The following is a 13,778-nucleotide window of genomic DNA, read 5'->3' on the forward strand; positions in this document are numbered from 1 at the left end:
TAGCAGAGCAATCGGATATGACTTGTGGCGGCGGCCTGTGCGCACGCCTCGTCCTTCGAGACGGCGCTGACGCGCCTCCTCAGGATGAGGCTAGTCAGCATCAGTGCTCGTTGAAATGGCTGCCGCGCACTCCGCCCTCATCCTGAGGAGCCCGCCCATAGCGGGCGTCTCGAAGGATGGCCGCCGGGGAAACTCCCAAATGCGATAGCCCTGCTGCAAAGAGGGATGTAAGCACAGCTTCAGATGCCGCGCCCATCCCGCTCGAATTCGTCCTTGCGAATCTTCAGGTTTTCGCGCCGCCGCTCCTATCCTTGAGGGCGGCCAGCAACTCTTTTCCGAGCGCTCCGGCAGAGGCGGGGTTCTGGCCCGTGATGAGCCGGCCATCGACGACGACGTGAGGTTGCCAATTGGCCGCGGACGAGTACTCGGCACCCTCTGCCCTCAACGCATCCTCGAGCTCGTAAGGTACGTCATCGCGCGCATAGTCGTACTCTTCCTTCTTCGAAAAGGATGTCAGCTTCTTGCCGCGCACGAACGGGACGCCATCGCCGAGGTCGACGCCAAGCAGCGCGCACGGCCCGTGACAGACAGCGGCGACGAGCTTGCCGGTGCTCCAGGCTCGCACAACGGCACTTTGGACCGCCGCATTGCGCTGGATGTCCACCATGGGACCAAGACCGCCGGGTATCAGGATGGCGTCGTAGTCGGCGGCATCCACCTCGGATAATTTACGGCTGTGATTCAGGCGGCGAAAGGCTTTGCTGGCGAGGAAATCCTTCTGAGCAGGATCTTTCTCGTCATATGCATCGTAAGGCGTCCACCCCCCGGCCGGCGACGCGAACTCCACCGCGATCCCAGCCTTGTCGAGCACCTCGAAAGGATGGGCAACCTCGGCGAAAAAGAAGCCGGTCTTGCGACTATGCGGTCCGATCACGGCTGCGTTGGTGACAATGAAGAGGACGTGTTGGGTCATGGTTTTCTCCTTTCGATAATGCTATCTGGGATCGCCTTGCCGCGGTGCGGAGACCGCCTCAATTCGGACAGGGCTGTCCGGCCGCGCCCCACATCGCCATGTCCTTGACGTGATCCTCGAAGGTGCCGGGCGGCGTTGAGCGGCCGGCTCCGGGCGCCCAGCCGCGCGGGATGAAGCCGCTCAGCGAGGCATCGTGCCGCAAATGCCCGACGAGACCAGCGGCGTCGCGACCGCCGTTGCGCTTGGGATCTTTCATCTGGGCACAGATCTCGGCGCCGCTCTTGCCGAACCAGATGAAAGCCCCCGGGGCGAGCTGCCAATCGATGCCGGCGCGCGGCGGCGAGGGCGCCGGCTCGTTCGCCTGGGTCGAGGTCATGTGGCAGGTCGAGCACGGGATCGCTTCCGCTCCGATGCGGCTCTCGCCGCCATGGATGTTCATGCCATGCGGGCGAGGCTTGGTTTCGCCGGCCGGCGTCCAGATCGGTATCGCCTTGGCATCGACATGGCAGTTGGCACACCGTGGATGGGTCACGACGGCTTCGATCCGCTTCCACGCCTCCAGCCCCTCGGCGCGGCTGACGCTACCGGGCGGCAGCAGGTCCTTGGCGGCCTCGTCCTTCGCGACGACGATCCCGGTCAGGGCGGCGACGGCCGACGCTGCCAAGACCAACGCGATCAGAGATCTCTGCATGGCGTGTCTCACACGAAATCGATGAACTTGTTGAAGGGCATTTCGCGGATGCGCTTTCCGGTCGCCGCGAAGATCGCATTGGCAAGCGCAGGCGCGGCGGGTGGCACCGGCGGCTCTCCGAGGCCCCTCACCTTCGGATCGTTCTCGAGCCCGCGAACTTCGATGACCGGGCATTGGTGGATCCGCATCGCCTCATGGTGATTGTAATTGGTCTGCTGCGCCGCGCCTTTTGAGTAGGTGATTTCGCAATTGATCGCGTGGCCTAGGCCCCAGACGACGCCGCCCTGGACCTGGTTCTCGAAATTGACGGGATCGATCACCTTGCCGACGTCGACCGCGACCCAGACCTTGTCGATCCGGATGCCACGGTCCGTCGCCGTCACCTCGACGACCTCGGCAACCGGTGTCCCGAACGACTCGACGAAGGCGACGCCGCGGCCCCTGCCGTTGCCGAGCGGCCCCTTCCAGGTCGACATCTCCGCGACCGTCTCCAGCAGCTTGCGATAATGCGGCACATTGCACATCGCGATGCGCGCCTTCATGGGATCGAGGCCGGCTGCGTGGATCAATTCGTCAATGAAGCTTTCGGTGAAGAAGCCGGCCGTGGACGCTCCCACGGAGCGCCAGGTGGTGCACGGCGACAGCCCTTGCGCCTCGTAGCTGATGGCGCGGAAGTTGGGGATGTCGTAATAGACGTTCCACGTGCCGGCGGCCAATTGAGGATCGGGATCCTTCGAGGGTGCACCCATGCGCTCGAGCAGTCCCTTGAACGGCGCCGTCGATGCCAATTGCAGGTCGGTCGCAACGATCTTGCCGTTGGCGACGCTTCCCCTGTGACGCGCGATCGCAATCTGCCGCGGAATATCCTGAAGGAAATCCTCCTCGCGCGAGAAGACGAGCTTGATCGGCGTCCCGCGCATCTGATTGGCGATCTCGGCGAGCACGCGGACGTTCTCGAATTCGAGACGATGGCCGAAGCTTCCGCCGGTCCATTGATTGTGGAAGGTGACCTGCTCCGGCTTGACGCCGATAGCGTTCGCCGCGATGGCTTGCACCGCCTGCGGGCTCTGATGGCCAACCCAGATTTCCATGCCCTTGTCGGTGACGAGACCGATCCCGTTCAGCGGCTCGAGCGGCTGATGCGCCACGTAAGGGGCGCGATATTCGGCTTCGACGAGCTTGCCCGTCTTCAGGCCGGCTCCGACGTCGCCGATCGTCCGCCACTCCTTGCCGAGGAATTCGGGCTTGAACGATGATTCCAGCACTTTCCAATGATCGGCCTGCTCGGCGGGATAGGCCGAAGGCGCCCACTCGCAAGCGATGGCGTCGACGGCTTTCATCGCGTACCAGCTGTTGGTGGCGATCACCGCAACGCCGTTCTTGATCTCGAGGATCTTCTTCACGCCCGGCATCGCGCGCGCCTTGCTGGCGTCGTAGGATTTCAGCGGCTGGCCCTTGCCGGGGTTCAGCTTGACTGAGGCGTAGAGCATGCCCTCCATCTTCTGATCGATGCCGAATTGCAATTCGCCCATAACTTTGGCGCGCACGTCGAGGCGCGTCATCGGCTTGCCCAGCATGCGCCAGGTCGAGGGATCGCGCGGCTGCGCATCGAGCACCGGCGGAATTCTTGCGGCCTCGGCCGCCAGTGAGACGTACGGAATTTTGCTTCCGTCGGGCAGGATCACGTGGCCGGATTGCGTGCGGATGTCGGCGATTGCGACGCCCGAACGTTTGGCCGCAGCTGCCTTCAACGTCTCGCGCGCAACTGCCCCTGCCACGCGCAGCTTCTCATAGGTGTCCGGGATCGTGCTCGAGCCGCCCGTCATCTGCAGGCCGGATTTGCGAAGACTTTCCAGCGCCGCAGCACGTGCTGCTTCGGCCGCAGGGCTCTGGTCCGCGGCCAGGAACGGCGCCAGCTCCTCCTTGAATCCGGTGTTGAAGTAAGCGGGACTCGGGCCGGCGAAGCGGACTTCGAACTGGCCGGGGTCGAGGTCCATCTCCTCGGCGATCATGATCGGCTGCACCGAGCCGACACCCTGACCGATGTCGGCGTGTTGCGCGATCAGCGTGATCTTGTCGGGGCTGATCTCGACCCATGGATTGAAGGTGACGGAATTCGGGCCGAGGCCGGCGGCCAGCGGATTGCCATCGGCACTCGGCGCGGCCGCTTCGGCCGGACCATAGGCACCGAAAACGATGCCACCGGCGACCGCGGCAGAGCCGAACACGAAAGCCCGACGCGAAAGGGTTTGCATGTCGCCCATCTCACTTCTCCGCCATCTTGTTTGCGGCGGCCGCATGGATCGCCGCACGAATGCGCGGATAGGTGCCGCAGCGGCAGAGATTGCCGGACATCACCTGGTTGATCTGCTCGTCAGTCGGTTTTGGGATCGATGCAAGAAGCGAGATGGCCTGCATGATCTGACCGGTCTGGCAGTAGCCGCATTGCGGCACCTGATGCGCGATCCAGGCCTGCAAGACCGGATTTTGGTCCTTGTTGTGCAGGCCTTCGAGCGTGACGACCGATTTGCCCGCGACCTCGCCGATATGGGCCTGGCAGGACCGCACCGCCTTGCCGTCGATGTGAACGGTGCAGGCCCCGCATTGCGCGACCCCGCAGCCGTATTTGGCGCTGGTGATGCCCAGTTCGTCACGCAGCACCCACAACAGGGGCATCTCGGGCACGACGTCGACCTGGCGCTTGATCCCGTTCACCTTGAGCTCGATCATGCCGATATGTCCTCTCGCCTACCTGGTCGCTGCAACAGCAATGCTCGACGCCCATTGCGCCGTATTTCCGAATCCTGCTGGATCATGCGCAATCCCTGCGGAATGGCTTTCGAGCCAATCGGCTTTCACCTCGGCCTGGCCACAGCACAATTCGCGATACTGCCCCGGGGTGAGATTTGCGGCCTTGCGGAATACGCGCGTGAAATTGGCCTGCGAGCCGAAGCCGAACTCCAGGGCAATCTCGACCAGCGACAGGTGGTCGCGCGCGAGCTCCTGTCGCGCGGCGTGGACGCGGCGATCGGTGACGTAACGGTGCGGTGACAATCCGGTCGCTTCGCGAAACAGCCGGGAAAAATGATAGGGGCTGAGGCAGGCCTGGGCCGCCAGATCCTCGAGCCTGACATCGCTGCCGAGAGACGCCTCGATATAGTCCAGCACGCGCTGGAGGCGCCTTGGGTCGAGCGCCGGCGATTTGTCGGGTGCGCGCCAACGGTCGATGGTGTAATTGCCCAAAAGATGCGCAGCAAGCGCGACCTGGATCCCCTCCACGAACAGCGCGTCGGTCGGCTGGCGCGGGCGATGGAGCAGATCGCGAAGCGGCGAACAGATGTGGAAGAGCACCTGGTCCGCCAGACCGTGCGCATAGGCGATCTCGATTTTGGCCGGATCGATGTCGAAATCCGCAAGTGCACTGTGGTCGAGCAGCGCGGGCGGCAGATAGAGATGAAGACATTCCATCCGGTCGGAAAGCTCGAGGTGGCTCTCCTGCGTGCCCACAGGCACGAGATAACTCATGCCCGGACGCGCGAGGCTTTTCTGGATTTCGCCGTTGCCGGCGCGGGACACCATCCCTCCGCCCGACAGCAGCATGACGAGCTCGGTGCAGATGGGAACGGGCGTTGCCTGACAGCCCGCCTCGAACTTGCGATGCTCGATGCTCAGCCCCGGCCAATCATTGACCGCCGCGAGCTTCTCGCTGTTCTTGTACTTGTGATCTCCATGCGTCACGAGCGCCATTACGACCTCCGCTTCGTTGCGGCGATTCCCGGCCCCGTATCGCGCGAGCGATCATTCCATCCGGTGGTGAGTTGCAGCCCGGTCACTGCCACGCCGATCGCGAATTACTCACAAGCTGCGCCAGCGAAGTCCAGAGGCGGCACGGTTAAAAGAGGTAAAAGCCAGGCAGCGCAAAGGCTTGGAGCGGCGCGCGTTCGGCTTTCAAGGCCAATCTCCTCGCACCTCAGCAAGATGCGTGCGTCATCGCGCAGGAATCGGAAATACCGCAAAGCGGGCGCGCCCTATAGATGGCGCACCAACGGCAATGTCGCCGTATAGATGACAGGAGCCTGACATGAAGCCGCTTACCTCCGCGCTTGCCGCGTTGTCGATCGCAACCGCCGCCCCCGCGGCCGCGGCCGACAGGAATGTTTCGATTGTTCTCGTGCACGGCGCCTTCGTCGATGGCTCGGGCTGGAAGGACACCTACGGCATCCTCTCGGAGGCGGGCTATGAGGTGCTCGTCGTTCAGCAGCCGACGATCACGCTTCGCGACGATGTCGCCGAGACCGAGCGCGTGATCGCCAAGGCGCGGCATCCCGTCATTCTGGTCGGGCATTCCTATGGTGGGATGGTCATCACGGAAGCCGGCGACAATCCCAAGGTTCGCAGCCTGGTCTATCTCGCCGCCTTTGCTCCTGACGCCGGAGAGTCCGTCAGCACGCTGGCGGAAGCACCGGTGCCCGCCGGCGAGCACAAAGCTCCGCTGGTCACCGAGGGCAATTATCTGCTCGTCGACCGCGCAAAATTCCCCACCTCTTTCGCGGCCGATGTCGACCCGGCTACGACCCGCTTCATGGGCGCCGCGCAGCTGCCCTGGGGATTGCAGGCGGTGCAGACCAAGGTCGATCGCGTGGCGTGGAAGACGAAGCCGACCTATTACATGGTGACGAGCGAGGATCACATGATCCCGCCGACGGCACAGCGCACCATGGCCAAGCGTTCCGGCGCGAAGGTGACGGAGATGAAGAGCAGCCACGCCGTCATGCTGTCGCATCCGCGCGAGGTCGCGGCGTTCATCAGAAGCGCAGACACGTCAGCGACCGACTGAGATCGGCTGTGCCGCACACGGGCGGACTTGGCCCTCGCAGACAAGGACTAGCAACATGGCCCTCAAGGATATTCTGCCGGGACGACTAGGGTTCGGCGCGGCGCCGCTCGGCAACATGTTCCGCGACATCCCGGAGCGGGAAGCGCTCGCGACGGTGAACGCAGCCTGGGACGACGGCATTCGCTATTTCGACACCGCGCCGTTCTACGGCGCGGGGCTTGCGGAGATCCGCATCGGCGCCGCACTCGCCGGCCGGCCGCGGAGCGACTACGTGCTCAGCACCAAGGTGGGCCGCCTGATCCTGGACGAGATCGAGGACGTCGATGCCCGCGACCTCGGTGAGAAGGGCGGCGTATTCAGGTACGGCCGCCCGAACCGGATCGTGAACGATTATTCCCGGGACGGAACGTTGCGCTCGATCGAGGACAGCCTGAAGCGGCTCGCGACTTCCCACATCGACGTCGCTTTCGTGCACGACGTTGCGCAGGATTTCTACGGCGACGAGTGGCTCTCGGTGTTCGAAAGCGCCCGCAAGGGCGCCTTCAGGGCGCTCGACCGGCTGCGCGACGAAGGCGTGGTCAAGGCGTGGGGACTAGGTGTCAACCGGGTCGAGCCGATCGAGCTGCTGCTCGCGCTCGAAGAGCCGCGCCCCGACGGCTTCCTGCTCGCGGGCCGATACACGCTGCTCGACCATGCAAGGGCGCTGCAGCGGGTGATGCCGATGGCCGCCGAGCACGAGCTCGCGATCGTGATCGGCGGCCCCTACAGTTCCGGCGCGCTCGTCGGCGGCCCGAACTTCGAGTATGCGCCGGCGCCTCCCGAAATCCTCAAGAAGGTGGCGCGGATCAAGGCGATCGCAGACCGCTATCGGATCAGCATGAAGGCGGCCGGCCTGCAGTTCGCGCTCGCCAATCCCGTGGTTGCCGCCGTCATTCCCGGTGCGAGCCGCCCAAGCCGCATCGCCGAGGATCGCGCGGCGCTCGAGGAAGCCATCCCGGCGGAGTTCTGGCGCGAGCTGCGCTCCGAGGGGCTGGTCAGCCCCGCAGCTCCGCTTCCCGCCGCTGATTAACCAATCCACCGAACGACCAAGGAGAGCAACATGACAGATGAAACCGACAACACCACCGAGATGGGTCGCCGCGCCCTGCTTCAAACCGCCGGCGCCGCCGTCGTCACCGGCATCATAGCCGGCACGGCAATCGACGCACGGGCCGCGACACAGGATGCGGAGCGCGACGAGGCACCGCTCGGCGCGCGGCTCCAGGGCGTCCAGCATTTCGGGCTGACGGTCCAGAACATGGAGCGGGCGTACCAGTTCTACACGGAGGTGCTTGGCGGCACCGAGGTGTTCCGGCACGGCGACTTCCAGGGGGACGGGGTGCAGAATACGCTGCTGGCCGACCAGGAGATCGAGGCGAACGCACGCGGGATCAATCCGCGAACAATTGGCGTGCCCGACTTGCGAAGCGGGGCACAGCGGCTCGATGTCCGGTTCATCCAGTTCGACAACATGGTGCTGGAGCTGCTGCAATATCGCGAGGCTGATCAGCCCATGGGCAGCGCCAAGAGTTTCGCCGAACCGCTGGAGCACATGAGCCCGGCCTTTCCGCGCATGATGCACATCTGTTTCTATGTTCGCGACGATGTCGACTTCAACAAGTTCATTGCGGATCTCGAAGCGGAATCGGCGCGCCGCGGCATGACGCAGGTGAGGGCGAACCGCACCATCCGCGTCATGACGGAAGCGGATCGCAAGGCCGCGCCCCGCAGCACCAACACGAACCGGGTGACCGCCGAACCCTCGAACGGCTGGGAGTTGATCTATTGCAAAGGACCCGAAGGCGAGCAGCTCGAATTCGTCAAGGCGCTCGGTCCGGTCAAGAAGCGCTTCAGCGAGGCCTTGGCAAAACGGCAACAGAAGATCCTGCGCTAGATTCTCGTGCGGGGCGGCTGTCAGGTGTCCTGGCTGGTCACTCTGCGATCCAATCACATGTCGAGGACTTCACCATGCAAACTCTCGTCCGCAACTCGCTTGCCGCCCTGCTGATCGCCTCCGTGGCGCCGGCGACGCTTCCGGCCATGGCTCAGGAGGCGCCGCGCATGCACTATGGGGAGATCCCGGAGGGGGCATATTCCGTGGTGGCCCAGGTGCGCGCCAAGCCTGGAAAGGAAGACATGCTGCGTGCCGTCACCTTGCCGCTGATCGACTTGGTCCGCGGCGATCCCAAGAACCTGATCTATTTCCTTCAGGAAGACCGCGCCAAGCCGGGCCACTTCATCTTCTACGAAGTGTTCGCCAGCCAGGCCGATTTCGACGCACACAACGCGATGCCTTATGTGAAGGATTGGTTCGCCAAGCTTCCGGAACTTGCCGACGGCGGCGTCGAAGTCATGCGCATGGCCGTTCTTGGCAAGCCCAAAAAATAGCCGAGCCGTCCGGCGCGCGCGTGTGTCAATTGTCCTGCGGCAAATCGTACGACCCGGAAGGGTTCCCTTCAAAAATATTGCAGTGCATGATAATACCAGTCGATCTATTCGATCGATTGGCAATGATCAATGCGGGCTGCCACGGAGACACGACAACGGGGCACCGGCCGGCGGGAGCTCACCTACTGCTTCGGCCCATTTCGACTGATCCCCAGCCGCCAGTTGCTCCTTCTCAAAGGGCGCCCCGTCAAGCTGGGTGGACGTGCATTCGAGCTTTTGCAGCTGCTGGTGCAGCGCTGCGGCGAGCTGGTCAGCAAGACTGAGCTGATGGCGGCCGCGTGGCCGGGCACGTTCGTCCACGACAGCAATCTCAAGGTCAACATGTGGAGCTTGCGGCGTTCGCTGGGAGATACCCAGATCGAGCCCGTATACATCGCGACCGTGGCGCGCCGCGGATACAAGTTCATCGCGCACGTGCAGATCAGCACCGGCGAGGTCGAGGACGATCTTGCGCTCGCCGAACCGCTCCCCTCGTCCAGTCCGCCATTGCTGCGCGGCATCGTTGGTCGTGAAGCGGAAATCGACGATATCACCGGTCTGTTGACCGGCAACAGGCACGTGACGCTGGCTGGCGCGGGAGGAATCGGCAAGACGACGGTTGCCTTGGCCGTCGCCCAGGCGTTTGCGTCACAGTGCCGCGACAGCGTGTGCTTCGTCGATCTCGCAACGATCTCCGACCCGACGCTGTTCGGCGCCGCACTGGTGACGGCATTGGGCATCCGGGGCAATCCGGACAACAGCCTGGCTGCGGCCATCGACTATCTGAAACCGCGGCAGATGCTGGTCATTCTGGACAATTGCGAGCACGTCCTGCCAGCCGCAACGATCTTCGCCGGCAGGTTCATGGCGGAGGCATCGCCGTCCAAGCTGCTTGCGACGAGCCGCGAACCGCTCGGCACCGCCACCGAGCACGTCGTCCGGCTCGGCTCCCTGGTCTCACCCAAACCCGGCCACGCCCTGACCCCAGATCAAGCCGTCAGGTTTCCGGCAGTGCAATTGTTCGTCAGCCGCGCCGCCGAATGGGCGGACTACCAATTCGTCGATGATGATTGCGAGGCCGTTGCCGCAATCTGCCACTCGCTCGACGGCCTCCCGCTGGCGATCGAATTGGCGGCAGCCCAGATCGGCAGGTTCAATCCTCACCAATTGGTGGAGTTGCTCGACCAGAATTTGGGTTTTCGTGCCCCCGCCGCCGATGGCGCGCCGCCGCGTCATGAAACGCTGATGGCGACGATCGACTGGAGCTTCAGACTGCTGTCGCAGCGGGAAGCCAGACTGTTCGGCCTGCTCTCGGTGTTCAGCGACGCATTCGAGGTCGAGGACGCGGTCTTCGTCGCCGAAGCGGCAGGGCTCACGCCGGTCGACGTCGTCACCGGCCTCGGCAGTCTCGTTGCCAAATCGCTCCTGAGCGCGCAGGCACATGGCGCGAGCCTGCGCTATCGCCTGCTCGACAGCACATGCCGCTATGCGAGCGAGCGGCGCCGGGCCGATCCTGCCTGCGACCAGGCGCTGCGCCGTCATGCGCAACGTGTCCTCACGCTGTTCGAGCAGTCCGAGGAGGAGTGGAACTGGCGCGAGCCGGCCGATTGGACCCAGCGTTACCTTGGCCGCATCGCCGACTTGCGCGCCGCTCTTTCATGGGCGTTCGGCGAGCACGGCGATGCCGTACTCGGGATCAGGCTCACGGTTGCGGCGATCACCTTGTGGTCGGAGACGTCGATCCTGTCGGAAGCGCAGGCGCGGTATGCGGACGCGCTCGCATTGGCCAAGACCGTCCCGTGCGACGATCTGTCGAAGACAAAACTCGCCTGCGCCCTTGGGTGGAGCCTCTTCTACGCCCGCAAGATGTCGAATGAGAACGAGATTGCCTGGCTCGATGCCATCCTCTTTGCAAAGCGGGCCGGCAACATCGAATATCAGCAGCGGGCGCTGGTCGGGTTCGGCTTCTACCTGCTGCAGATCGGCCAGGTCGAGCGCGCCATATCTTATCTTGAAGAGGCCACTGAGCTCGCCGACCGCGATCGCGATCTGACGGCGACGTCCGAAGCCGATCGCGCGCTGGCCTGGGCTCGCGCTTTTGCCGGCGAATTGAGCAGGAGCCGCCCTGTTCTCGACCGTCTTGCAGCGACCTACTCGCTGGCCGAAGGGCGTTCGCGCAAGGACGCGAACGAAGTCTATCGGTTCATCACCGTCCGCTTCAATCTGCCCTTCGTCGCGTGGATGCAAGGGCAAGCGGACTACGCGGCGAGGCTCGCCAAGGACGCCATCGATGCCGCGGACCGCAGCGGCCATTGGGTGTCACAGTCGAACGCATTTGGGCTCGCCGCCCTTCCCGTTGCGCTCGAAACCGGCAATCTTGACGCGCTCGCGAGCTACACTGAGCGATTGCGTCGCAACCTTGAACGCGAGCGCATCTCACGCTGGGTTCCGGTCGAGCGCTATTTCTCCGCATGCCTTCGCGACCTGCGGGGCGATCCACGCGCGGTGGAGGATATTCGAGCCGCGATCGACGAACTGACAGAATGCCGGTTCTTGATGCGGATCGGCAGCTATCTCGCGGTCCTCGCCCGCGCCTATCTGAAGCAAGGGCGGATCGCGGAGGCGCAAGAAGCCATCACGCGGGCGATCGAGCATCAGGAACGCCAAGGCGAGCGCTGGTGCCGTCCGGAGCTCCAGAGAGTTGACGCCGCGATCCTTCTCCACACCGGCGAGCCGCTGCGCGCCGAAAAGCGGTTTCAGCAAGCGCTCGCGGAAGCGCGCAGGATAGGCGCGCTGACGTTCCAATTGCGGATCGCGACCGATCTCGCGGCACATTGGATCGCCACCGACCGCAGATCCAAGGCTGTCCGGCTGCTCTCGCCGATCTATCACGAGTTCACCGAGGGGTTCGGGACACCGGATCTGCTTGCGGCCCAGCGCCTGCTGCAGCCGACCGCGAGCGGCTGCAGCGACCATCACGGGATGGAGCCGGTGCACGCTCGCGACGCATAGCTGGCCTACCGCCGCGCCTGCCGCACGCGCTTTACGCTTCCGGAAATTCCTGATCCTCTCTTGCCAACAAGCCGGATCAACCGGCCTTGCCAGGGAGAGAGACGCCATGAAGCTCGGCACCGCCATTGCGGAAATCATGAGGCGCGAGGGGATCGAGATCCTTTGCGGCTATCCGGTCAACCATCTCATCGAGCACGCAGCCAAGGCCGAGATCCGCCCCGTGATGGTGCGGCAGGAGCGCGTCGGCATCCACATGGCGGACGCCATCTCGCGGGTGACGTCGGGGCGCAGCATCGGCGCCTTCTGCATGCAGCACGGGCCGGGCGCGGAGAATGCGATGGGCGGCGTGGCGCAGTGCTTCGGCGAATCCGTTCCCGTGCTGGTGCTGCCGATGGGCTATCAGCGCAGGCTGGCGCATATCGAGCCGAACTTCAATTCCAGCGAGACGATGAAGCCGTTCGCGAAATCGTCCGAGCCGATTATCCTCGCGAGCGAAGTCGTCAACATCTTCCGCCGCGCCTTCACCAAGCTGAAGAACGGCCGCGGCGGGCCCGTCATCGTCGAGATCCCCTCGGACATGTGGAACGAGGAGGTGTCGGAGCCACTGAACTATACGCCGGTGTTGCGCACCCGCTACGGCGCCGACCCCGTTCACGTCAAGGAAGCCGCCAGCCTGCTGGTGAACGCAAAACGGCCGGTGATCTATGCCGGCCAGGGCGTGCATTACGCGCAGGCCTGGCCGCAGCTGAAACGGCTCGCCGAGCGATTGGCGATCCCCGTCACCACCAGCTTGGGTGGCAAATCATCGTTTCCGGAGACGCATCCGCTGTCGCTCGGCTCCGGCGGCCTTGCAGTGCCGCGCGCGGTGCCGAAATTTCTGGCCGAGGCCGACGTCATTTTCGGCATCGGCTGCTCCTTCACCGAGACCAATTTCGGCATCGCGATGCCGAAGGGAAAGACCATCATTCATTCGACGCTCGATCCCAATCATCTCAACAAGGACGTCGAAGCGAAGATCGGCCTGGTCGGCGATGCCGGCCTCGTGCTCGACGCGCTGCTGGAGGAGATCGGCAAGACCGTCACCGCGGATCGCGATGCATCCGCCGCCGCGGCCGAGATCGCAGCCTCGCACAAGGAATGGCTGGCGAAATGGATGCCGAAGCTGACCAGCAATGACGCGCCGCTCAGCCCCTATCGCGTGCTGTGGGATCTCCAGCACACCGTGGACATCGCGAATACGATCATCACCCACGATGCCGGCAGCCCGCGCGACCAGCTCTCGCCGTTCTGGCGATCGGTCGAGCCCCTCACCTATCTCGGCTGGGGCAAAACCACGCAGCTTGGTTACGGCCTCGGTCTTGCGATGGGCGCCAAGCTGGCAAAGCCCGACAAGCTCTGCATCAACGTCTGGGGCGATGCTGCGATCGGCTTCACCGGCATGGATTTCGAGACCGCGGTGCGCGAGCGCATCCCGATCATGTCGATCCTGCTCAACAATTTCTCGATGGCGATCGAGCTGAAGGTGATGCCGATCTCGACCGAAAAATATCGCTCGACCGACATTTCCGGCGACTACGCCGCGATGGCCCGCGCCTTCGGCGGCTACGGAGAGCGGGTGACGCGGCCGGAGGACATCGTGCCCGCGATCAAGCGCGGCATCGCGAAGACGAGGGAAGGCGTGCCGGTGCTGCTGGAGTTCATCACAGCCAAGGAGACCGAGGTGTCGCGGCCCGGCACGTGAGCGGAGCCGGTGCGGGCACGGCTGCGAGCCGCTGGCTCCGGCCGCAGAAGTTGTGATA

Annotated in this window: 11 protein-coding genes; 6 read left to right on the forward strand and 5 right to left on the reverse strand. The window is 64.2% G+C overall.

Features of this window, described 5'->3' with window-relative positions; all coding sequences use genetic code 11:
• Positions 1-283: 283 nt before the first annotated feature.
• The 5 genes from I6F33_RS20940 to I6F33_RS20960 are packed head-to-tail and all read right to left on the reverse strand — an operon-like array spanning position 284 to position 5,411.
• On the reverse strand, positions 284-973 hold the full coding sequence (locus I6F33_RS20940) for a type 1 glutamine amidotransferase domain-containing protein (protein ID WP_036023266.1): 690 nt from the start codon (positions 971-973) through the stop codon (positions 284-286).
• Positions 974-1,031: 58 nt separating this feature from the next.
• Complete coding sequence (locus tag I6F33_RS20945; protein ID WP_225144029.1) at positions 1,032-1,664, reverse strand: hypothetical protein; 633 nt, start codon at positions 1,662-1,664, stop codon at positions 1,032-1,034.
• 8 nt (positions 1,665-1,672) lie between these two features.
• On the reverse strand, positions 1,673-3,928 hold the full coding sequence (locus tag I6F33_RS20950) for a xanthine dehydrogenase family protein molybdopterin-binding subunit (protein WP_225144030.1): 2,256 nt from the start codon (positions 3,926-3,928) through the stop codon (positions 1,673-1,675).
• A 1-nt stretch (position 3,929) separates the two neighbouring features.
• A complete protein-coding gene (locus I6F33_RS20955) occupies positions 3,930-4,394 on the reverse strand; it encodes a (2Fe-2S)-binding protein (protein ID WP_036023261.1) in 465 nt (154 codons plus the stop codon).
• Positions 4,395-4,412: 18 nt separating this feature from the next.
• Entirely contained in the window at positions 4,413-5,411 is a 999-nt protein-coding gene (locus tag I6F33_RS20960; RefSeq protein ID WP_225144031.1) for an AraC family transcriptional regulator, read from the reverse strand.
• 334 nt (positions 5,412-5,745) lie between these two features.
• Between I6F33_RS20960 and I6F33_RS20965 the strand changes: the two genes are divergently transcribed.
• The 6 genes from I6F33_RS20965 to I6F33_RS20990 all read left to right on the forward strand — a co-directional run bounded on the left by I6F33_RS20965 (position 5,746) and on the right by I6F33_RS20990 (position 13,720).
• Positions 5,746-6,501, forward strand: a complete 756-nt coding sequence (locus I6F33_RS20965) for an alpha/beta hydrolase (RefSeq protein ID WP_225127195.1) — start codon at positions 5,746-5,748, stop codon at positions 6,499-6,501.
• 55 nt (positions 6,502-6,556) lie between these two features.
• Positions 6,557-7,570: an aldo/keto reductase gene (locus I6F33_RS20970; RefSeq protein WP_225127196.1), complete on the forward strand. Its 1,014-nt coding sequence runs from the start codon at positions 6,557-6,559 to the stop codon at positions 7,568-7,570.
• Positions 7,571-7,600: 30 nt separating this feature from the next.
• Positions 7,601-8,434, forward strand: a complete 834-nt coding sequence (locus I6F33_RS20975) for a VOC family protein (RefSeq protein WP_036005827.1) — start codon at positions 7,601-7,603, stop codon at positions 8,432-8,434.
• Between the two features lie 74 nt (positions 8,435-8,508).
• Entirely contained in the window at positions 8,509-8,928 is a 420-nt protein-coding gene (locus I6F33_RS20980) for a putative quinol monooxygenase (RefSeq protein ID WP_036005829.1), read from the forward strand.
• A 222-nt stretch (positions 8,929-9,150) separates the two neighbouring features.
• The gene (locus I6F33_RS20985) at positions 9,151-11,979 is read left to right on the forward strand and encodes a winged helix-turn-helix domain-containing protein (protein WP_225144032.1); all 2,829 of its coding nucleotides are present in this window, start codon (positions 9,151-9,153) and stop codon (positions 11,977-11,979) included.
• 52 nt (positions 11,980-12,031) lie between these two features.
• A complete protein-coding gene (locus tag I6F33_RS20990; protein WP_225144067.1) occupies positions 12,032-13,720 on the forward strand; it encodes a thiamine pyrophosphate-requiring protein in 1,689 nt (562 codons plus the stop codon).
• The last annotated feature ends 58 nt before the right edge of the window (positions 13,721-13,778 follow it).

This window comes from Bradyrhizobium sp. BRP20 (assembly GCF_020194215.1).
GTDB lineage: Bacteria > Pseudomonadota > Alphaproteobacteria > Rhizobiales > Xanthobacteraceae > Bradyrhizobium > Bradyrhizobium yuanmingense.

Bases quoted from the DNA above. Each gene is read 5' to 3' on its own strand.
- I6F33_RS20940 (WP_036023266.1), bottom strand. From the start codon at position 973: ATGACCCAACACGTCCTCTTCATTGTCACCAACGCAGCCGTGATCGGA.
- I6F33_RS20945 (WP_225144029.1), bottom strand. From the start codon at position 1,664: ATGCAGAGATCTCTGATCGCGTTGGTCTTGGCAGCGTCGGCCGTCGCC.
- I6F33_RS20950 (WP_225144030.1), bottom strand. From the start codon at position 3,928: ATGGGCGACATGCAAACCCTTTCGCGTCGGGCTTTCGTGTTCGGCTCT.
- I6F33_RS20955 (WP_036023261.1), bottom strand. From the start codon at position 4,394: ATGATCGAGCTCAAGGTGAACGGGATCAAGCGCCAGGTCGACGTCGTG.
- I6F33_RS20960 (WP_225144031.1), bottom strand. From the start codon at position 5,411: ATGGCGCTCGTGACGCATGGAGATCACAAGTACAAGAACAGCGAGAAG.
- I6F33_RS20965 (WP_225127195.1), top strand. From the start codon at position 5,746: ATGAAGCCGCTTACCTCCGCGCTTGCCGCGTTGTCGATCGCAACCGCC.
- I6F33_RS20970 (WP_225127196.1), top strand. From the start codon at position 6,557: ATGGCCCTCAAGGATATTCTGCCGGGACGACTAGGGTTCGGCGCGGCG.
- I6F33_RS20975 (WP_036005827.1), top strand. From the start codon at position 7,601: ATGACAGATGAAACCGACAACACCACCGAGATGGGTCGCCGCGCCCTG.
- I6F33_RS20980 (WP_036005829.1), top strand. From the start codon at position 8,509: ATGCAAACTCTCGTCCGCAACTCGCTTGCCGCCCTGCTGATCGCCTCC.